The organism is Cupriavidus nantongensis (assembly GCF_001598055.1).
GTDB classification, from domain to species: domain Bacteria; phylum Pseudomonadota; class Gammaproteobacteria; order Burkholderiales; family Burkholderiaceae; genus Cupriavidus; species Cupriavidus nantongensis.
On sequence record NZ_CP014844.1, the window covers coordinates 4,126,779 to 4,145,290 of the forward strand.

Here is an 18,512-nt window from a genome sequence, read left to right on the forward strand (position 1 = left end):
GCGGGCCCGGTTCGCACGCCGCCTGCCCCAGTCTTCACGCGCGCCCGCCGGCCACTGCCGGCCGCGCGCCAACCGAATTGCCCTGAGAATCGAAATGTCTGACGACAAACGCGCCAAGCCCGAGAAGAACAAGTATCCCGTCAACCTGCTCGACACGCCGTTCCCGATGCGTGGCGACCTGCCCAAGCGCGAGCCGCAGTGGGTCAAGCAGTGGCAGGACAAGCAGCTCTACAAGAAGATCCGCGCGGCGCGCAAGGGCGCGAAGAAGTTCGTGCTGCACGACGGCCCGCCGTATGCCAACGGCGATATCCATATCGGCCACGCCGTCAACAAGGTGCTCAAGGACATGATCATCAAGGCGCGCGGCCTGACCGGGCTCGACGCCGTCTACGTGCCGGGCTGGGACTGCCACGGCATGCCGATCGAGATCCAGATCGAGAAGAAGTTCGGCAAGGGCCTGCCGGTGCAGGAAGTCCAGGCCAAGGCGCGCGCGTACGCCACCGAGCAGATCAAGCGCCAGATGGTGGACTTCGAGCGCCTGGGCGTGCTGGGCGACTGGGACCACCCCTACCTGACCATGAACTACAGCAACGAGGCCGACGAACTGCGCGCGCTCGGCAAGATCATGGAAAAGGGCTATGTGTTCCGCGGCCTGAAGCCGGTGAACTGGTGCTTCGACTGCGGCTCGGCGCTGGCCGAGGCCGAAGTCGAATACAAGGACAAGGTCGACCTGTCGATCGACGTGGGCTTTCCGTTCGCGGAAACCGACAAGCTGGCGCACGCGTTCAAGGTGCCGGTCGAGCAGATCGACGCCAGGCCCGGCTGGATCGTGATCTGGACCACCACGCCGTGGACCATCCCGAGCAACCAGGCGCTGAACGTGCACCCCGAGGTGGAATACGCGCTGGTCGACACCCCGCGCGGCCACCTGATCCTGGCCACCGAGCGGGTCGAGGAACAACTGAAGGTCTATGGCCTGGAAGGCAAGGTCGTCGCCACGGCCACCGGTGCTGCGCTGTCGGAAATCCGCTTCCATCACCCGCTGGCCAGGATGGACGCCGGCTATGACCGCCTGTCGCCGATCTACCTGGGCGACTACGTCACCACCGACACCGGCTCGGGCATCGTGCACTCGGCCCCCGCCTATGGCGTGGAAGACTTCCAGTCGTGCAAGGCGCATGGCATGGCGGATGCGGACATCATCAGCCCGGTGATGGGCAACGGCGTCTACGCCGCCACGCTGCCGCTGTTCGGCGGCTTGTCGATCTGGGATGCCAACCCCAAGATCGTCGATGCGCTGCAGGAATCGGGCAACCTGTTCAACTCGCACAAGTACACCCACAGCTACATGCACTGCTGGCGCCACAAGACGCCGATCATCTACCGCGCCACCTCGCAGTGGTTCGCGGGCATGGACGTGGACCCGACCGAGGAAAACGGCAAGCCCGTGCCGACGCTGCGCGAGACCGCGCTGGCCGGCATCGAGGCGACCGAGTTCTATCCGTCGTGGGGCAAGCAGCGCCTGCACAACATGATCGCCCACCGCCCGGACTGGACCCTGTCGCGCCAGCGCCAGTGGGGTGTGCCGATGGCGTTCTTCGTGCACAAGGAAACCGGCGCGCTGCATCCGCGCACGCCTGAACTGCTGGAAGCGATCGCCAAACGCGTCGAGCAGCACGGCATCGAAGCCTGGCAGACGCTGGACCCGGCCGAGTTGCTGGGCGACGAGGCCAGCCAGTATGAAAAGAACCGCGACACGCTCGACGTCTGGTTCGATTCCGGCACCACGCACTGGACCGTGATCCGCGGCTCGCACCGCGACGACCTGTACGATGCGGCCGCCGACGAGACCGACGGCCGTCTGGCCGACCTGTACCTGGAAGGCTCGGACCAGCATCGCGGCTGGTTCCACTCGTCGCTGCTGACCGCGTCGATGCTGTACGGCAAGCCGCCCTACAAGGCGCTGCTGACGCACGGCTTCACCGTCGACGGCGAAGGCCGCAAGATGTCCAAGTCGGTCGGCAATACCGTGTCGCCGCAGGACATCGCAAACAAGATGGGCGCCGAGATCATCCGCCTGTGGGTGGCCTCGACCGATTACTCCGGCGAGCTGTCGATCTCGGACGAGATCCTCAAGCGCGTGGTGGAAGGCTATCGCCGCATCCGCAATACGCTGCGGTTCCTGCTGTCGAACCTGTCCGACTACGACCACGGCAAACACGCGCTGCCGGCGGCCGAGTGGCTGGAGATCGACCGCTACGCCGTGGCGCTGACCGCGCAGCTGCAGAAGGAAGTGCTGTCGCACTACGAGGCCTACGAATTCCACCCGGTGGTGGCCAAGCTGCAGACCTTCTGCTCCGAGGACCTGGGCGGCTTCTACCTCGACGTGCTGAAGGACCGCCTCTACACCACCGCGCCGGACTCGAAGGCGCGCCGCGCCGCGCAGAACGCGCTGTATCACATCACCCAGGCGATGCTGCACTGGATGGCGCCGTTCCTGTCGTTCACCGCCGAGGAAGCGTGGCAGGTGTTCGCCCATGGCACCGAGCACACCGACACCATCTTCACCAGCACCTATTACGCCGTGCCGGAAGTCGACGACGCCGACGACCTGCTGCAGAAATGGCATACGCTGCGCGAAGTGCGCGCCGAGGTCACGCGGCAGCTGGAAGCGGTGCGCGTGGAAGGCGAGATCGGTTCGTCGCTGCAGGCCGAGCTGACCATCCAGGCCGGCGGTCCGGTGCTGGCGGCGCTGCAAAGCCTGGGCGACGACCTGCGCTTCGTGCTGCTGACCTCGTCGGCCAAGGTCGCGCCCGCGCCCGAGGCCGGCGACCTGCTGGTGACGGTAACGCCGTCGGCGCATGCCAAGTGCGAGCGCTGCTGGCACTACCGCGCCGACGTCGGCCACAACCCCGACCACCCCACCCTCTGCGGCCGCTGCGACAGCAACCTGTTCGGCGCCGGCGAACACAGGAGCCATGCCTGATGGCATCGACCACGTCCCGTTCGGCGCGTCCGGCGCGCCGCAACAAGGCTGCCACCACCACCCCGCTGCTGTGGATGGCGTTTGCGCTGCTGGTGGTGCTGCTCGACCAGTTCTTCAAGATCGTGATCGTGCGCAGCTTCAGCTACGGCGAGTCGCGCCCGGTGACCGGCTTCTTCAACCTGGTGCTGGTCTACAACAAGGGCGCGGCGTTCAGCTTCCTGGCTGACGCCGGCGGCTGGCAGCGCTGGTTCTTCACCGGCCTGGGCGTGGTGGTCGGCGCGTTCATCGTCTGGCTGCTTTACCGCCATACCGGCCAGCGGCTGTTCTGCTTCGCGGTGTCGCTGATCCTGGGCGGCGCGGTCGGCAACGTGATCGACCGCGTGGTCTACGGCCATGTGATCGATTTCCTGGACTTCTACGTGGGCCGGTATCACTGGCCGGCCTTCAATGTCGCCGACTGCGCGATCACGGTGGGCGCGGTGCTGCTGATCGTCGACGAGCTGCGGCGGGTGCGCAAGCACTGAGCGGCGCCACTAACTTTCCCTTCCCTTCCCAGCCAGGTTCCCCACCATGGATTTGCGCGGCAAGCACATCGTTCTCGGCCTGACCGGCGGCATCGCCTGCTACAAGTCGGCCGAGCTGGTCCGGCTGCTGACCAAGGCCGGCGCCACCGTGCAGGTGGCCATGACCGAGGCGGCGACGCATTTCATCACGCCGGTGACGATGCAGGCGCTGTCGGGCCGGCCGGTCTTTCTGTCGCAATGGGATGCGCGCATCGACAACAACATGGCGCATATCGACCTCTCGCGCGAGGCCGACGCCATTGTCATCGCCCCTGCATCGACCGACTTCATGGCGCGGCTGGCCAACGGCCTGTGCGACGACCTGCTGAGCACGCTATGCATCGCGCGCGATTGCCCGCTGCTGGTGGCGCCGGCGATGAACCGCCAGATGTGGGCCGCCCCCGCCACCCAGCGCAACGCCGCCCAGCTGCGCGCCGACGGCGTGGTGGTCCTCGGCCCGGGCAGCGGCGACCAGGCCTGCGGCGAAGTCGGCGACGGCCGCATGCTCGAGCCCGAGGAGCTGCTCGACGACATCATCGCCTTCTTCCAGCCCAAGCCGCTGCAAGGCAAGCGCATGCTGATCACCGCCGGCCCGACCTTCGAGGCGATCGACCCGGTGCGCGGCATCACCAATCTGTCGTCCGGCAAGATGGGTTTCTCGATCGCGCGCGCGGCGCGCGAGGCCGGCGCCGAAGTGCTGCTGGTGGCCGGCCCCACCGGACTGCCCACGCCGCGCGGCGTGATGCGCACCGACGTGCGCAGCGCGCAGCAGATGCATGACGCGGTGATGGCGCAGCTGCAAGGTGTCGATGTCTTTGTCGCGGTGGCCGCGGTGGCGGACTGGCGCCCGGCCGAGGTCGCGCAGCAGAAGCTGAAGAAGGCCAACGACAGCGATACCCCGACGCTGCAGTTCGTGCAGAACCCCGACATCCTGGCCGCGGTCGCGGCCCGCGCCGACGCACCCTACTGCGTCGGCTTTGCCGCCGAAAGCGAGAATCTGGAGCAGTACGGCGAGCAGAAACGCCAGCGCAAGGGCGTGCCGCTGCTGGTGGGCAATATCGGCCACCACACCTTCGGCCTGGACGATAACGAGATCGTGCTGTTCGACGCCGCCGGCATGACGCGGCTGCCACGCGCCGACAAGCTGTCGCTGGCACGCCAGCTGGTCGCGGCGATCGGCCTGCGCCTGCCCGGCCGCGCGCGGCCCTGACTTTTGCAACGCATTCCCCGAGATTGTCTATGACCCAGCCTCTGAACCCGACCGTCGAAATCAAGGTGCTCGATGCGCGCCTGAACCAATGGGGCCTGCCCGCCTACCAGAGCGAGATGGCCGCCGCCATCGACCTGCACGCCTGCGTCGACGCGCCGGTGGCGATCGCGCCTGGCACGCCCGCGCAACTGGTGCCGGCCGGCATCGCCGTGCATATGGGAAACCCGTACATGGCCGCGACCATCGTGCCGCGCTCCGGACTGGGCCACAAGAAGGGGCTGGTGCTGGGCAATTCGATCGGCGTGATCGATGCCGACTACCAGGGCCAGATCATGGTCAGCGTCTGGAACCGCAACGCGCCCGGCACCGAGCCGATCGTGATCCAGCCGGGCGAGCGCATTGCGCAGATGATGTTCGTGCCGGTGCTGCGGCCGGTGTTCTCGACGGTCGAAGAGTTCAGCCAGGACAGCGAACGCGGTGCGGGCGGCTTTGGCTCGACCGGCGTGCATCACGCCAGGGCCAGCGCCTGACGAGCTGTCGGCCTCGGCATGAAGCACTGGCGCCCCGCGGGGCGCCAGTTTGCATTTCAGCCCTGCTGTTCGAACAGCAAGGCCACGCCGCTGGCGGCATCGGCAGTCACCAGGGTTTCGCGCGGGCCCAGGTCGTGGGTCGGCACGCCCTGCTCGCGCCAGCCGGCACGGGCCGCCGCAAGGTCGTGGGTGCGCAGGCGGATCGCCGCATAGCCCGGCCCGTCGCGCCGGATATGCGTGGTGCCGGTGGCTGACGCCAGCGCCTGCGGCGTGCTGAGCACCAGCGTGGCGTTGTCGACCGCCAGGCTGCTGACATGTTCGCTCAGCTGCGTCAGCTCGCCGCCGGTAAGCTCGGCATAGGCGCGCGCGGCGGCATCCACCAACGCCGGGGCCACCACCAGGAACATGGTCGCGATGCTGCTCGCGCCATTGGCGTGGCGCATCCACTCGGGCCGCCACAGCAGCTCGGGCGTGCGATGCTCGCAGACGAAATAGCGCGCACCCGGGGCGTCGTCGAGCGCGGTCACGCGGAAAGTGGCCGGATGTTCGCTGCCATCGTCGAGCCGCACCGGACGCGAGAATTCGATCGGTTCCGAGGTATGCCAGCCGTCCGCGCGCAGCCGCGCCGCGGTGGCAAAGGCATCGGCGCTCTTGCATGACATCGCCGCACAGCCGCCGCCGCGCTGCTGGGCGTCCCAGTAATATTGCCGGCTGGGACTGGGCGCACTAACGTGCAGCAGCTCGAGGTAGTCCCGCTGCAGCATGATGCAGTGGTTCTGCGAGCCCAGCGTGTGATAGCCGCGCGGCGTCAGCGTAAAGCCCAGGCGCTGCCAGGCCTGTGCCGCGGCATCAAGGTCTGGGCACACCACCACGGCGTGATCGAACATTTCTGCTTGCGTTGCCATCGGCATTCCCCCGGACGCATGGCGCGCGACGGCGCCGGACTGGTTTATTCGAACTGGATATTGGCCTTGCGCGCCACCGCCTGCCATTTGTCATGCTCGCGGCGTACCAGCTGGCCCAGCTCGGCCGGGCTGCCGCCGACGATTTCGAAGCCTTGCGCGCCGAGCGCGTCGACCACGCGCGGCTGGCGCAGCGACTCGACCAGCGCGCCGTGCAGGCGCGTCACCGTCGCTGCCGGCAGGTCGGCTGGACCGAACACGCCGATCCACGAATACGCCTCGAAGCCCTTGAGGCCCTGCTCGGCCACCGTGGGCACCTGCGGCAGCTGGCGCAGGCGGCTGGTGCCGGTCACGCCCAGCACCTTGATCGTGCGCGCGGCCACGTGCGCCTGCACCGCGGCGTAGCTGCTGAAGAAGATGTCGACCTCGTTGGACAGCACCGCCTGCACCGCCGGGCCGCCACCCTTGTAGGGCACGTGCAGCATATGCACGCCGGCCTCGGTCGCAAGCGCCTCGGCCGCGAGCTGGTTCAGGCTGCCGATGCCCGACGACGCATAGCGCACGCCGTCATGCCTGGCCCTGGCCAGCGCCACCAGTTCGCGCACGTTCGACGCCGGCAGCGCCGGGTTGGCGGCGATCACCAGCGGGAAGCGCACCAGCTGCGAGATCGGCGAGAAGTCGCGGAAGGTGTCGTAGGGCAGCTGCTTGTAGGCAAACGGGTTGATCGCATGCGTGTCGAACGCCATCAGCAGCGTATTGCCGTCGGGACGCGCGCGCGCCACGGTGCTCGACGCGATCAGCCCGCCCGCGCCTGGCTTGTTGTCCACCACCACGGTCTGCCCCAGCGCCGCCTTCAGCCCGGGCTGCAGCTGGCGCGCGACGATGTCGACGCTGCCGCCCGGCGGGAACGGCAGCACCAGGGCGATCGGACGTTGGCTGGCGGCGCCATCGGCAGCGCTGGCGGCGGCGGCATGGAGCATCGCGCCCGGCAGGGCGCCCAGCGGCAGGATCTTGAGCAGCAGGCGGCGGCGCCGCGTGCGGTCGGCAGAGGACATCGGGGCGTTCGGTTTCGGGGCGCTGGGGGCGTGGGGCGGCAGGGAAAAAGAAACGGGGCGGCCAGTCTGGCCGCCCCGCTATTTTGCCCGATGATCGACCCCGTTGCTGGCAACGCGGCCGAATATCGCTCAGGCTTCTGCGCGCTGTTCCTCGGGCGCCTCGGGCGGTTCCGGCTCGATCTCGGAAAAATCGAGCTTGATCTGGTCCTGCTCGTCCAGATCCACCACCACCTTGCCGCCGGAGACCAGGCGGCCGAACAGCAGCTCGTCGGCCAGCGCCTTGCGGATCATGTCCTGGATCAGGCGCTGCATCGGCCGCGCACCCATCAGCGGATCGAAGCCCTTGTGCGCCAGGAACTTGCGCAGCTTCTCGCTGAAGCTGGCTTCCACCTTTTTCTCGTGCAGCTGCTCTTCCAGCTGCATCAGGAACTTGTCGACCACGCGCAGGATGATTTCCTCATCCAGCGAGCGGAAGCTGATGGTGGCATCCAGCCGGTTGCGGAACTCCGGCGTGAACATGCGCTTGATGTCGGCCATCTCGTCGCCCTGCTCGCGCGAGCTGGTGAAGCCGATGGTGGCGCGGTTCATGGTCTCCGCTCCCGCGTTGGTGGTCATGATGATGATCACGTTGCGGAAGTCGGCGCGCCGGCCGTTGTTGTCGGTCAGCGAACCATGGTCCATCACCTGCAGCAGGATATTGAAGATATCCGGATGCGCCTTCTCGATTTCGTCCAGCAGCAGCACGCAGTGCGGCTTCTTGGTGACGGCCTCGGTCAGCAGGCCGCCCTGGTCGAAGCCGACGTATCCCGGCGGCGCGCCGATCAGGCGGCTGACCGCATGGCGTTCCATGTATTCGGACATGTCGAAGCGCAGCAGCTCGATGCCCATGATGAAGGCCAGCTGCTTGGCGACCTCGGTCTTGCCCACGCCGGTGGGGCCCGAGAACAGGAACGAGCCGATCGGCTTGTCGGTCTTGCCCAGGCCCGCGCGCGACATCTTGATCGCCGACGCCAGCGCCTCGATCGCAGGATCCTGGCCGAACACCACCGACTTCAGGTCGCGCTCCAGCGTCTGCAGCTTGCTGCGGTCGTCCTGGTTCACGCTCTGCGGCGGGATGCGCGCGATGCGCGAGACGATGTCCTCGATCTCGCCCTTGCCGATGGTCTTCTTCTGCTTGGACTTCGGCAGGATGCGCTGCGCCGCGCCGGCTTCGTCGATCACGTCGATGGCCTTGTCCGGCAGGTGGCGGTCGGTGATGAAGCGCGCCGACAGCTCGGCCGCGGCGGTCAGCGCCGACGACGCGTACTTGACGCCATGGTGCTCCTCGAAGCGCGACTTCAGCCCGCGCAGGATCTGCACGGTCTGGTCCACCGACGGCTCGACCACGTCGATCTTCTGGAAGCGCCGCGACAGCGCCGCGTCCTTCTCGAAGATGCCGCGGTACTCGGTGAAGGTGGTCGCGCCGATGCACTTGAGCTGGCCCGACGACAGCGCCGGCTTGAGCAGGTTGCTCGCGTCCAGCGTGCCGCCCGAGGCGGCGCCCGCGCCGATCAGCGTGTGGATCTCGTCGATAAACAGGATCGCGTTCGGATTGTCCTTGAGCGACTTGAGCACGCCCTTCAGGCGCTGCTCGAAATCGCCGCGGTACTTGGTGCCGGCCAGCAGCGCGCCCATGTCGAGCGAGTAGACGGTGGCCTTTTCCAGGATGTCCGGGACCTCGTTCTTGGTGATGCGCCACGCCAGGCCTTCCGCAATCGCGGTCTTGCCGACGCCGGCCTCGCCCACCAGCAGCGGGTTGTTCTTGCGCCGGCGGCACAGCACCTGGACCACGCGCTCGACTTCGCTTTCGCGGCCGATCAGCGGATCGATCTTGCCGGCCTTGGCCAGCGCGTTCAGGTTCTGGGTGTATTGCTCGAGCGGGCTTTCCTTGCCGTCGCCGCCCTCGCCCTCGCCGGCCGCCTCGCCGTGCTTGGCCGGCTCGGACTGGTCCTTGCGGATGCCGTGGCTGATGAAATTGACCACGTCCAGGCGCGTCACGCCCTGCTGCTGCAGGTAATAGACCGCGTGCGAATCCTTCTCGCCGAAAATCGCGACCAGCACGTTGGCGCCGGTAACTTCCTTCTTGCCGTTGGAAGTCGACTGGACGTGCATGATGGCGCGCTGGATCACGCGCTGGAAACCCAGTGTGGGCTGGGTATCGACCTCGTCGGTACCCGGCACCACCGGCGTGTTGTCCGCGATGAAGTTCTTAAGGCTGGTGCGCAGGTCCTCGATATTGGCCGCGCAGGCGCGCAAGACTTCAGCTGCCGTGGGATTGTCGAGCAATGCCAGCAGCAGGTGCTCCACGGTAATGAACTCGTGGCGTGCCTGCCTGGCTTCGACAAAAGCCATATGCAGGCTCACTTCCAATTCTTGCGCAATCATGCTTCCTCCATCACGCACTGCAGGGGGTGCCCCGCCTGCCGCGCGTGCGTTGACACCAGCTCGACCTTAGTCGCCGCGATATCCCTGGTGTAGATACCACAGACGCCCTTTCCTTCCCGGTGCACGGTCAGCATGATCTGCGTCGCCGTTTCCCGGTCCCTGCTGAAATACTGCTGCAGGATCATCACGACAAACTCCATCGGAGTGTAGTCGTCGTTCAGCAGCACCACCTTGAACATGGCAGGCGGTTTCAGCGCCTGCTCTTTGCGCTCCAGGATGGTGCCCGCTTCGCGTTGTGGGACATTCGCAAGCCGTGTAGCCATGGCTTTATTCTAACCCTTACTCGCAACTCTGCAATTTGGGGAAAAGGCGGTGGATTCAAGAGTCCGGCCACCGGTTTTCCGTGGTAAATGGGAGCGGATAGTTCCGCGGAAGGCCTTGCAAGGCACGTCGCCGCCCGGCCGAAAATCCGGCTCGGCAGCCGCCGATTCCTGGCAACGGTAACACCGCGCGCCGTCCGGTTCCTGCCACACCCTTCTGGCAGTGGGGAATCCGCCAGCTTGACAGTCTCCGGCTTTGCCAGAAAAATCGGCCGCACACCCACCGAAGGCAGCGAGCCAAAGCAACAGCCGAGGGCGGGTGATCCGTGAGCAGGGAGGCCCACGGCCCGCGGCGGCGAGTCAGCAATCAGACTGGCCGCTTCGCGATAGCACCTCGCCGCGCGTCATCGCCGGCCGCATTTCAGCACGCGGCCAGCCATGGCGCCGCAGTCCGTGCCGTCTGGCTGGCAAGCTTCCCCGCTTGAAAATCTGCTATTTCGTTGGGGGAGTATATGGCAAGCGGTATCGTCAAATGGTTCAATGACGCCAAGGGATTCGGGTTCATCAAGCCGGACGAGGGCGAAGAAGAACTGTTTGCGCACTTTTCGGCTATCCAGATGGCGGGCTTCAAGACGCTGAAGGAAGGCCAGCGCGTCTCGTTCGAGGTGGTCCAGGGCCCTAAGGGCAAGCAGGCCACCAATATCCAGGACGCCAGCTAAAGCGCGCCGCGACCGCATCCCCGGCCGCAGAGCCACCGGAGCGGTCAACCAGGGTGTGGGGGGATTCCCCCGGGACGGGACCGATGCCAGCGCCCCGCTGGCCGCCAGGGGCGGCGCGGCGGGCACCGGCTCGCATCAGCGGCACGCACACCCGATCGAAAGCCCGGCCTGGCGCCGGGCTTTCTGGTTTTTGGGCCGGCCTTTCTTGCGCCGCCCGCTCGCGCCGGCTCAGGTCCAGCCGTCGATCTTCAGCCCACTGGCCTGTTCGGCCTCCTCCCTGGTGACCTTGCGCACAGTCTGGCCGAAGGTCCAGACATGGCCCTCGGCATCGCGCGCGGTGTAGGTGCGGTCGCCATAGAATTCATCCTGCGGCTCGCGCAGGATCACGGCCCCGGCGGCCCGGGCCCGCTCGCAATGCTGGTCGAGCCCGTCGGTCAGATGCACATGCACGGTCTGCGTGTTCTTGCCGCCGACCGACGCCGGGCTGGCGGTAAAGTCTGCCCACTCGCTGCCCACCATCAGATAGCTGTCGCCGAAACGCATTTCGGAATGCACCAGCTGCCCTTGCTGGTCGCGGATCACCATGACCCGCTCGAACCCGAACGCCCGCTCCAGCCAGTCCAGCGCCGCCAGCGGATCCTTGTAGAACAGCGCCGCGCCGAAGGCGGTGCGGCGGAAGGGATCGTCCATGCCAGTCTCCCCCGGGCCGGATGCCCGTCGGTCCTGAAGTTCTAGCCAACGCGGCGGCGGCGGGCAAGAAAAAACCCCGGCACCGGGTATCCGGCACCGGGGTCTTGTCGACAGCTGGCCCGCCGTGGCGGGAGTCTGTACTCACATATTGTCGATCATCACCTGCCCGAAGCCCGAGCACGACACCTGCGTCGCGCCTTCCAGCAGGCGGGCGAAATCGTAGGTGACCTTTTTGGACAGGATCGACTTCTCCATCGACGCGATGATCAGGTCGGCGGCCTCGGTCCAGCCCATGTGGCGCAGCATCATTTCGGCCGACAGGATTTCCGAGCCCGGGTTGACGTAATCCTTGCCGGCGTACTTCGGCGCGGTGCCGTGGGTGGCCTCGAACATCGCCACCGAGTCCGACATGTTGGCGCCCGGCGCGATGCCGATGCCGCCGACCTGCGCCGCCAGCGCGTCAGAGATGTAGTCGCCGTTCAGGTTCAGCGTGGCGATCACCGAGTATTCGGCCGGGCGCAGCAGGATCTGCTGCAGGAAGGCGTCGGCGATGGCATCCTTGACCACGATGTCCTTGCCGGTCCTCGGGTTCTTGAACTTGCACCACGGGCCGCCGTCGACCAGCTCGGCGCCGAATTCCTTCTGGGCCAGCTCGTAGCCCCAGTCGCGGAAGCCACCTTCGGTGAACTTCATGATGTTGCCCTTGTGCACCAGCGTCACCGACGGCTTGTCGTTGTCGATCGCGTACTGGATCGCCTTGCGCACCAGCCGCTCGGTGCCCTCGCGCGACACCGGCTTGACGCCGATGCCCGAGGTGGCCGGGAAGCGGATCTTCTTCACGCCCATCTCGTTCTGCAGGAAGGCGATCAGCTTCTTGGCCTGGTCGCTTTCTGCCGCCCATTCGATGCCGGCGTAAATGTCTTCCGAGTTCTCGCGGAAGATCACCATATCGGTCTTTTCCGGCTCGCGCACCGGCGAGGGCACGCCCTTGAAGTAGCGTACCGGGCGCAGGCAGACATAAAGGTCCAGCTGCTGGCGCAGCGCCACGTTGAGCGAGCGGATGCCGCCGCCGACCGGCGTGGTCAGCGGGCCCTTGATCGACACCACGTATTCCTTCAGCACGTCCAGGGTTTCATCCGGCAGCCACACGTCCGGGCCGTAGACCTTGGTCGACTTCTCGCCGGCGTAGATCTCCATCCAGGCGATCTTGCGCTTGCCGCCGTAGGCCTTGGCCACGGCCGCGTCGACCACCTTGATCATCACCGGGGTGATATCGAGGCCGGTACCGTCGCCTTCGATATAAGGAATGATCGGGTTGTCCGGGACATTGAGCGAAAAGTCCTGGTTGACCGTGATCTTTTCGCCTGCCGGAACCTTGATGTGTTGGTACATGACGTCTCCAGTTACGGAACGGTTGTGACTGCCGCCGGTTCGTGGCCGGACGGCGAGATTCGGGGAGATGGCGCTGTGCATTGTAGCGGGCCTGGATGCCTCGCCCATACTGCCGTGCATCATGCCGGCGCCATGCCTGGTCGGCTTCAGTCTTATATAAGACACAAGACTAATTTTATATTATGCAGCAATTTTTCATCATCCGCCAATCGGGCCGGACCCCGATCCGGCCGACCTGACCGACCTGCACACGCGCCGCTGCGGCATACTTGCGCCCCATGACCCTGATTGCCCTGAACAAGCCGTTTGGCACCATGAGCCAGTTCTCGGAACACCCGACGCGGCCGACGCTGGCGTCGTGCGTATCGGTGCCCGGCGTCTACCCGGCTGGCCGGCTCGATGCCGACAGCGAGGGCCTGCTGCTGCTGACGGACGATGGCACGCTGCAGGCGCGCATCGCCGACCCGCGCCACAAGCTCGAAAAGACTTACCTGGCGCAGGTCGAAGGCATTGCCGACGCGGACGCCCTCGCCCGCTTGCGCGCCGGGGTCGATCTTGGCGATTTCGTGACCCAACCGGCGACGGTGCGCGCCATCGAAGCCCCCGACTGGCTGTGGCCGCGGCATCCGCCGGTGCGATTTCGCGCCGCCATTCCGACGTCGTGGCTGGAATTAAAGATACGGGAAGGCAAGAACCGGCAGGTGCGGCGCATGACGGCGGCGGTCGGATTTCCGACGCTGCGGCTGATCCGGGTGGCAATCGGCGCGCTCGACCTGCGCGTGCTCGGGCTCGCGCCCGGCGAAAGCTGCGAGGTGCCGCTCGCGGAGTCGGGCCTGCCGCTGGCAACGTCCCCAGGGCGCCCCGCACCAGCCCCGCGCAGTCATGTCTCCAAGACCAGACAGGCGAACGGCGCCAAGCGGTGCTTACGTTACAAAAGCTAACAAATCGACCGTCAACGCTGACAGCAACGGCCTCGTTCTTGTCGGGGACACGTCCAACCACGCGTCACCACTTTCCCGACTGCTTTTATCCTTCGAGGTAATACGCCATGAAAAAACTGATCGCTGCACTGGTTGTCGGCCTGTTCGCCACCGGCGCCTTCGCCCAGGCCGCTGCGCCTGCCGAGCCCGCCACCCCGGCCACGCCCGCGGCCGCGGCCACCAAGGAAGCCCCGAAGAAGACCGCCAAGAAGAAGTCCACCCACAAGAAGCACAGCAAGAAGAAGGAAACCGCTGCTGCCGCAGCCCCGGCCGCGTAACCACGGCTGGCGCCATTGCCGGGCCGTGCGCCGGCATCAAGAAATCAAGGCAGGCCGCCCCAGGGCGCCTGCCTTTTCTGTTTGATGGCGGTTCCACGCGCGGCGTGCCACGCGTGCAACCTGCGTTATGCTTGCGGCTGCCCGACGCCGAGCCTTCCCGGACTGACCATCATGCCCTTGCTGTCGAAGACCCTGACCTCACGCTGCTGTCTGCTGCTTGCCACACTGGCGGCCGGCGTTGCCAACGCGCAAAGCGCGCTGCCGGTGGCGCCGCTGACCGCGGGCATGTATGCGATCCAGGCCGAAGTCGCCGCCACGCCTGCGGCGCGCGAGCAAGGCCTGATGTACCGGAAATCGATGGCGCCGAACGCCGGCATGCTGTTCGTGTTCGAGCAGAAGGCGGGCCACTGCTTCTGGATGCGCAATACCGAACTGCCGCTGTCGATTGCGTTCCTGGCCGACGACGGCACCATCGTCAATATCGAAGACATGGCGCCGCGCACCGAGAACAACCATTGCCCCAAGACGGCGATCCGCTATGCGCTGGAAATGAACCAGGGGTGGTTCGCGCAGAAAGGCATCAAGGCCGGCGCGAAAATCGGGGGATTGCCGCAGCCGCGCTGACCGGCGGCCGCGCGCGGCGCCGGCAAGGGAGCCGGCGCGGGTGCCACTCAGTCGCGGAAGTTGTTGAAGTCCAGCGGGGCCTCGGACACATCCTTGCGCAGCATGGCGATCACGTTCTGCAGGTCGTCGCGCTTGGTGCCCGACACGCGCACCGTGTCGCCCTGGATGCTGGCCTGTACCTTGATCTTGCTGTCCTTGATCATGCGCACGATCTTCTTGGACAGGTCGCCGGTCACGCCCTTCTTGATGGTGATCACCTGCTTGACCTTGTCGCCGCTGATCTTCTCGGTCTTGCCGTAATCCAAGAAGCGCACGTCGACATTGCGCTTGGCCATCTTGCTGATCAGCACGTCCTTGACCTGGTCCAGCTTGAAATCATCGTCGGCAAAGGCGGTCAGTTCGTTTTCCTTGTGCTCGACCCGGGCGTCGGAGCCCTTGAAATCGAAGCGAGTCGAGATTTCCTTGTTGGCCTGCTCGACGGCGTTCTTCACCTCGACCATATTCGCTTCGCACACTACGTCAAACGACGGCATTGCATTCTCCTTGTGATCCGTATGCCCGGAAGCCGGCCGCGCACGGCGCTTCCGTATAATCCAGCCTACCTCGCAGTTCCGGGTCGCGCACACCAGCGGCGGCCGCGTCACCTTTCCCTTGCATGGCAGATTTCCACGAATTCTATCCCCTGCGTCGCCACAATACATTCGGATTCGATGCGCGCGCGCGCTTTGCAGTGCATGTGCGCAGCGAGACCGACCTGATCGCGGCCCTGGCCGACCCGCGCGCCGAAGGCCTGCCGCTGGTGGTGCTGGGTGGCGGCAGCAATGTCGTGCTGACCGGCGATCTCGACGCGCTGGTGCTGCTGATGGAAATCCCCGGTTACCAGGTCGAAGCCCCCGGAGCGGGCGGCGATGCCTGGCTGGTCACCGTGGGCGCGGGCGAGAACTGGAACGCGCTGGTCAACCGCACCATCGCCGACGGCATGCCGGGGCTGGAAAACCTGGCGCTGATCCCGGGCACCGCCGGTGCGGCGCCGATCCAGAACATCGGCGCCTACGGGGTGGAACTGCGCGAGCGCTTTGCCGGCGTGCGTGCCTATGACCGGCACACCGGCAGCTTCGCCTGGCTGGACCTGCAAGCGTGCGGGTTCGGCTACCGCGACAGCCTGTTCAAGCGTGCCGGGGCCGGGCGCTACATCATTACCGCGGTTACGCTGCGCCTGCCGAAGGCATGGCAGCCGGTGCTGTCGTACGGCGAACTGGCGCGCGAACTCGACGGCCAGGCCGCACCAGACGCGGCCTCCATCCGCGACGCCGTGGTCGCGATCCGCTCGCGCAAGCTGCCCGATCCCGCGCAGCTGGGCAATGCCGGCAGCTTCTTCAAGAACCCGCTGGTCAGCGCCGCGCAACGCGACGCCTTGCTGCAGGCGCATCCGGACCTGGTCAGCTATGCGCAGCCCGACGGCTCGTACAAGCTGGCGGCCGGCTGGCTGATCGACCGCTGCGGCTTCAAGGGCGTGAGCGACGGCCCGGTGGGCGTCTATGGCAAGCAGGCGCTGGTGCTGGTGCACCACGGCGGCGGCACCGGCGCGATGCTGCTGGCGCTGGCCAACCGCATCGCCGATACCGTGCAGGCCCGCTACGGCGTGCGCATCGAGCCCGAGCCGGTGGTGCTGTAAAGCTGGCGGGCCAGCGGCCCGCCGCGACTGTCACGCGAAGTGGCAGACGTAGTCCAGCGTCTCCTGCACCTCGATGTCGAAGCTGCTGTTGCCCGGCACGCTGAACTGCTGGCCGGCGCCGTAGGTCTGCCAGTCTTCCGAGCCGGCCAGGCGCACGCGGCAGCTGCCGGCGTTGATTTCCATGATTTCCGGCGCGCCGGTGTTGAAGGTCAGCGAGGCCGGGAAAATCACGCCCAGCGTCTTGCGGGTGCCGTCAGGGAACAGCACGGTGTGGCTCACGCACTTGCCGTCGAAATACAGGTTGGCTTTCTTGACGACCGATACGTTGTCGAACTGGCTCACTTCCATCTCCTTGGGTGTCTTGCGAAAGACGTAAAAAGAGGGGCCGCAACGGCCCCTCTCCTGTTCACCCCGGGCGCGCTCAGTAGCGGCCGCAGAGCAGGTATTCCATCAGCGCCTTCTGCACGTGCAGGCGGTTCTCCGCCTCGTCCCAGACCACGCTCTTGGGGCCGTCGATCACGGCGGCCTCGACTTCCTCGCCGCGGTGCGCCGGCAGGCAATGCATGAAGAGCGCGTCGGGCTCGGCGCGGTCCATCATCGCGGTGGTGACCATCCAGTCCTTGAAGGCGCGCTTGCGGGCGTCGTTCTCGGCCTCGAAGCCCATGCTGGTCCACACGTCGGTGGTGACCAGGCTGGCGCCCTGGCAGGCCGCGAGCGGGTCGTCGAAGACCTTGACCAGCCCGGACGCGGATGCCGGCACCATGGCCGGGTCCAGCTGATAGCCAGCGGGTGCCGAGAAATGGAAGGTGAAACCGAGGCGCTCGGCGGCCTGGATCCAGGTGTACGCCATGTTGTTGGCGTCGCCGATCCACGCCACCGTCTTGCCGCGGATGCTGCCGCGCTGCTCGATATAGGTGAAGACGTCGGCCAGCACCTGGCACGGGTGGTATTCGTTGGTCAGGCCGTTGATCACCGGCACGCGCGAATGCGCGGCGAAGCGATCGATGATGTCCTGGCCGAAGGTGCGGATCATGATGATGTCGACCATGCGCGAGATCACCTGCGCCGCATCCTCGATCGGCTCGCCGCGGCCCAGCTGCGAGTCGCGCGTGTTCAGGAACACCGCGTGGCCGCCGAGCTGGTGGATGCCGGCTTCGAACGACAGGCGCGTACGCGTGGAATTCTTCTCGAAGATCATGGCCAGCGTGCGGTCATGCAGCGGGTGCCAGGTCTCGTAGTTCTTGAACTTGGCCTTCAGGATCCGCGCGCGGTCCAGCAGGTACTCGTACTCGTCGGGAGTGAAGTCGCTGAACTGGAGGTAATGCTTGATCGGGGTTGAGCTCATAAAACAAAGAAGGCGGCTCGGTGGGGACACGCCGTCACGAACTGTTCTTGCAAACCGTTCATGATCGAAGCGCGTCGCGGAGCCGCCTTTCGCGTCGCATACGCAATTTAACTGCAAGGATCATAAGGGATTATTTCTGCTTTGGCGAGCCCGGATCAACCCGCCTGCGGCCTGCCGCACCATTGCGCTGACAGCTTCCTGACAGGATTTCGCCCTTATGCGCAACTCTTATATAAGATATAATACTGGCTGATTCACGCGGGGCCCGGCATACCCATGCCAGTGCCCGCCGCCGGCATCAAAAGTGCCCCTGCAGGACACCGACGCCCCGCCTTCCGGCTGGAACCAGCGCGAACCAATCGCGTCCCGGCCGCGTCAAACGGGCGCCCCGTCCAGCGGGCTTACCGTCGAGTCATCCGCCTCACCCGCAGTGTCCAGCCTCATGAACCCCAACGTTCGCGAATACTTTATCCAAGGCATTACCAAGGAAGGCAAGACCTTCCGCCCGAGCGACTGGGCTGAACGACTGTGCGGCGTAATGGCGCAGTTCCGCCCCGAAGGCGACAGCGGCGACCCGCGCCTGACGTACTCGCCGTATGTGCGGCCGATCTTTGCCGGCAACGTCAAATGCGTGGTGGTGGACGTGCGCCTGCGCGACATCGAACCCAAGGCGCTGGACTTCGTGCTCAACTTCGCCCGCGACAACAACCTGCAGCTGGTCGAAGCCTGCTCGCTCGAATAAGCCCGGCGACGCCGGAAAGCAAAAAAGCTCGTCGGATGACGAGCTTTTTTTATGGCGGCATGCCGTGGCATCCGCCC

General features: G+C 66.1%; 19 protein-coding genes. 10 read left to right on the forward strand and 9 right to left on the reverse strand.

The window, feature by feature from the left end:
- The first annotated feature begins 94 nt into the window (after positions 1 to 94).
- The 4 genes from ileS to dut are packed head-to-tail and all read left to right on the forward strand — an operon-like array spanning position 95 to position 5,289.
- Positions 95 to 2,986, forward strand: coding sequence for an isoleucine--tRNA ligase (gene ileS / locus A2G96_RS19085; protein ID WP_062801630.1), 2,892 nt, complete (start codon positions 95 to 97; stop codon positions 2,984 to 2,986).
- On the forward strand, positions 2,986 to 3,510 hold the full coding sequence (gene lspA / locus A2G96_RS19090; RefSeq protein ID WP_062801631.1) for a signal peptidase II: 525 nt from the start codon (positions 2,986 to 2,988) through the stop codon (positions 3,508 to 3,510). The genes ileS and lspA overlap by 1 nt, the downstream gene beginning before the upstream one ends.
- A gap of 46 nt (positions 3,511 to 3,556) precedes the next feature.
- Positions 3,557 to 4,759, forward strand: coding sequence for a bifunctional phosphopantothenoylcysteine decarboxylase/phosphopantothenate--cysteine ligase CoaBC (coaBC, locus tag A2G96_RS19095; protein WP_062801632.1), 1,203 nt, complete (start codon positions 3,557 to 3,559; stop codon positions 4,757 to 4,759).
- Between the two features lie 29 nt (positions 4,760 to 4,788).
- Entirely contained in the window at positions 4,789 to 5,289 is a 501-nt protein-coding gene (dut, locus tag A2G96_RS19100; protein WP_062801633.1) for a dUTP diphosphatase, read from the forward strand.
- 56 nt (positions 5,290 to 5,345) lie between these two features.
- Here the strand turns inward: dut and A2G96_RS19105 are convergent, their stop codons facing one another.
- The 4 genes from A2G96_RS19105 to clpS form a co-directional block, all read right to left on the reverse strand.
- Complete coding sequence (locus A2G96_RS19105; protein ID WP_062802246.1) at positions 5,346 to 6,194, reverse strand: VOC family protein; 849 nt, start codon at positions 6,192 to 6,194, stop codon at positions 5,346 to 5,348.
- Between the two features lie 44 nt (positions 6,195 to 6,238).
- Positions 6,239 to 7,246, reverse strand: a complete 1,008-nt coding sequence (locus A2G96_RS19110; protein WP_062801634.1) for a tripartite tricarboxylate transporter substrate binding protein — start codon at positions 7,244 to 7,246, stop codon at positions 6,239 to 6,241.
- Positions 7,247 to 7,375: 129 nt separating this feature from the next.
- Positions 7,376 to 9,670 (reverse strand): ATP-dependent Clp protease ATP-binding subunit ClpA, encoded by a 2,295-nt coding sequence (gene clpA, locus A2G96_RS19115; RefSeq protein ID WP_018007976.1) that lies wholly within the window; start codon positions 9,668 to 9,670, stop codon positions 7,376 to 7,378.
- On the reverse strand, positions 9,667 to 9,993 hold the full coding sequence (gene clpS, locus A2G96_RS19120) for an ATP-dependent Clp protease adapter ClpS (RefSeq protein ID WP_010814998.1): 327 nt from the start codon (positions 9,991 to 9,993) through the stop codon (positions 9,667 to 9,669). The genes clpA and clpS overlap by 4 nt, the downstream gene beginning before the upstream one ends.
- Positions 9,994 to 10,502: 509 nt before the next feature.
- Here clpS and A2G96_RS19125 point away from each other — a divergent pair.
- Positions 10,503 to 10,709, forward strand: coding sequence for a cold-shock protein (locus A2G96_RS19125; protein WP_012353757.1), 207 nt, complete (start codon positions 10,503 to 10,505; stop codon positions 10,707 to 10,709).
- A 228-nt stretch (positions 10,710 to 10,937) separates the two neighbouring features.
- Here A2G96_RS19125 and A2G96_RS19130 read toward each other — a convergent pair whose 3' ends face one another.
- Positions 10,938 to 11,399 carry a VOC family protein gene (locus tag A2G96_RS19130; protein WP_062801635.1) on the reverse strand — a complete coding sequence of 154 codons (462 nt, stop codon included), beginning with the start codon at positions 11,397 to 11,399 and terminating at the stop codon, positions 10,938 to 10,940.
- A 141-nt stretch (positions 11,400 to 11,540) separates the two neighbouring features.
- Entirely contained in the window at positions 11,541 to 12,791 is a 1,251-nt protein-coding gene (gene icd / locus A2G96_RS19135) for an NADP-dependent isocitrate dehydrogenase (RefSeq protein WP_062801636.1), read from the reverse strand.
- A 278-nt stretch (positions 12,792 to 13,069) separates the two neighbouring features.
- Here icd and A2G96_RS19140 point away from each other — a divergent pair, with 278 nt between their 5' ends.
- The 3 genes from A2G96_RS19140 to A2G96_RS19150 all read left to right on the forward strand — a co-directional run bounded on the left by A2G96_RS19140 (position 13,070) and on the right by A2G96_RS19150 (position 14,673).
- On the forward strand, positions 13,070 to 13,732 hold the full coding sequence (locus A2G96_RS19140; RefSeq protein ID WP_062801637.1) for a pseudouridine synthase: 663 nt from the start codon (positions 13,070 to 13,072) through the stop codon (positions 13,730 to 13,732).
- Positions 13,733 to 13,839: 107 nt separating this feature from the next.
- Positions 13,840 to 14,049: a hypothetical protein gene (locus A2G96_RS19145; RefSeq protein WP_062801638.1), complete on the forward strand. Its 210-nt coding sequence runs from the start codon at positions 13,840 to 13,842 to the stop codon at positions 14,047 to 14,049.
- A 171-nt stretch (positions 14,050 to 14,220) separates the two neighbouring features.
- Entirely contained in the window at positions 14,221 to 14,673 is a 453-nt protein-coding gene (locus A2G96_RS19150) for a DUF192 domain-containing protein (protein WP_062801639.1), read from the forward strand.
- A gap of 47 nt (positions 14,674 to 14,720) precedes the next feature.
- Here the strand turns inward: A2G96_RS19150 and A2G96_RS19155 are convergent, their stop codons facing one another.
- Entirely contained in the window at positions 14,721 to 15,206 is a 486-nt protein-coding gene (locus A2G96_RS19155) for a YajQ family cyclic di-GMP-binding protein (RefSeq protein ID WP_012353763.1), read from the reverse strand.
- 122 nt (positions 15,207 to 15,328) lie between these two features.
- On the opposite strand from A2G96_RS19155, the gene murB reads away from it, so the two are divergent.
- Complete coding sequence (gene murB, locus A2G96_RS19160) at positions 15,329 to 16,348, forward strand: UDP-N-acetylmuramate dehydrogenase (protein ID WP_062801640.1); 1,020 nt, start codon at positions 15,329 to 15,331, stop codon at positions 16,346 to 16,348.
- A 30-nt stretch (positions 16,349 to 16,378) separates the two neighbouring features.
- On the opposite strand, the gene ppnP is transcribed toward murB, so the two are convergent.
- Positions 16,379 to 16,690: a pyrimidine/purine nucleoside phosphorylase gene (gene ppnP, locus A2G96_RS19165; protein ID WP_062801641.1), complete on the reverse strand. Its 312-nt coding sequence runs from the start codon at positions 16,688 to 16,690 to the stop codon at positions 16,379 to 16,381.
- Between the two features lie 79 nt (positions 16,691 to 16,769).
- Positions 16,770 to 17,693, reverse strand: a complete 924-nt coding sequence (gene argF, locus A2G96_RS19170; RefSeq protein ID WP_062801642.1) for an ornithine carbamoyltransferase — start codon at positions 17,691 to 17,693, stop codon at positions 16,770 to 16,772.
- A gap of 442 nt (positions 17,694 to 18,135) precedes the next feature.
- Here argF and A2G96_RS19175 point away from each other — a divergent pair, with 442 nt between their 5' ends.
- Positions 18,136 to 18,435, forward strand: coding sequence for a DUF3579 domain-containing protein (locus tag A2G96_RS19175; protein WP_012353767.1), 300 nt, complete (start codon positions 18,136 to 18,138; stop codon positions 18,433 to 18,435).
- The last annotated feature ends 77 nt before the right edge of the window (positions 18,436 to 18,512 follow it).

Bases quoted from the DNA above. Each gene is read 5' to 3' on its own strand.
- ileS (WP_062801630.1), top strand. From the start codon at position 95: ATGTCTGACGACAAACGCGCCAAGCCCGAGAAGAACAAGTATCCCGTC.
- lspA (WP_062801631.1), top strand. From the start codon at position 2,986: ATGGCATCGACCACGTCCCGTTCGGCGCGTCCGGCGCGCCGCAACAAG.
- coaBC (WP_062801632.1), top strand. From the start codon at position 3,557: ATGGATTTGCGCGGCAAGCACATCGTTCTCGGCCTGACCGGCGGCATC.
- dut (WP_062801633.1), top strand. From the start codon at position 4,789: ATGACCCAGCCTCTGAACCCGACCGTCGAAATCAAGGTGCTCGATGCG.
- A2G96_RS19105 (WP_062802246.1), bottom strand. From the start codon at position 6,194: ATGGCAACGCAAGCAGAAATGTTCGATCACGCCGTGGTGGTGTGCCCA.
- A2G96_RS19110 (WP_062801634.1), bottom strand. From the start codon at position 7,246: ATGTCCTCTGCCGACCGCACGCGGCGCCGCCGCCTGCTGCTCAAGATC.
- clpA (WP_018007976.1), bottom strand. From the start codon at position 9,670: ATGATTGCGCAAGAATTGGAAGTGAGCCTGCATATGGCTTTTGTCGAA.
- clpS (WP_010814998.1), bottom strand. From the start codon at position 9,993: ATGGCTACACGGCTTGCGAATGTCCCACAACGCGAAGCGGGCACCATC.
- A2G96_RS19125 (WP_012353757.1), top strand. From the start codon at position 10,503: ATGGCAAGCGGTATCGTCAAATGGTTCAATGACGCCAAGGGATTCGGG.
- A2G96_RS19130 (WP_062801635.1), bottom strand. From the start codon at position 11,399: ATGGACGATCCCTTCCGCCGCACCGCCTTCGGCGCGGCGCTGTTCTAC.
- icd (WP_062801636.1), bottom strand. From the start codon at position 12,791: ATGTACCAACACATCAAGGTTCCGGCAGGCGAAAAGATCACGGTCAAC.
- A2G96_RS19140 (WP_062801637.1), top strand. From the start codon at position 13,070: ATGACCCTGATTGCCCTGAACAAGCCGTTTGGCACCATGAGCCAGTTC.
- A2G96_RS19145 (WP_062801638.1), top strand. From the start codon at position 13,840: ATGAAAAAACTGATCGCTGCACTGGTTGTCGGCCTGTTCGCCACCGGC.
- A2G96_RS19150 (WP_062801639.1), top strand. From the start codon at position 14,221: ATGCCCTTGCTGTCGAAGACCCTGACCTCACGCTGCTGTCTGCTGCTT.
- A2G96_RS19155 (WP_012353763.1), bottom strand. From the start codon at position 15,206: ATGCCGTCGTTTGACGTAGTGTGCGAAGCGAATATGGTCGAGGTGAAG.
- murB (WP_062801640.1), top strand. From the start codon at position 15,329: ATGGCAGATTTCCACGAATTCTATCCCCTGCGTCGCCACAATACATTC.
- argF (WP_062801642.1), bottom strand. From the start codon at position 17,693: ATGAGCTCAACCCCGATCAAGCATTACCTCCAGTTCAGCGACTTCACT.
- A2G96_RS19175 (WP_012353767.1), top strand. From the start codon at position 18,136: ATGAACCCCAACGTTCGCGAATACTTTATCCAAGGCATTACCAAGGAA.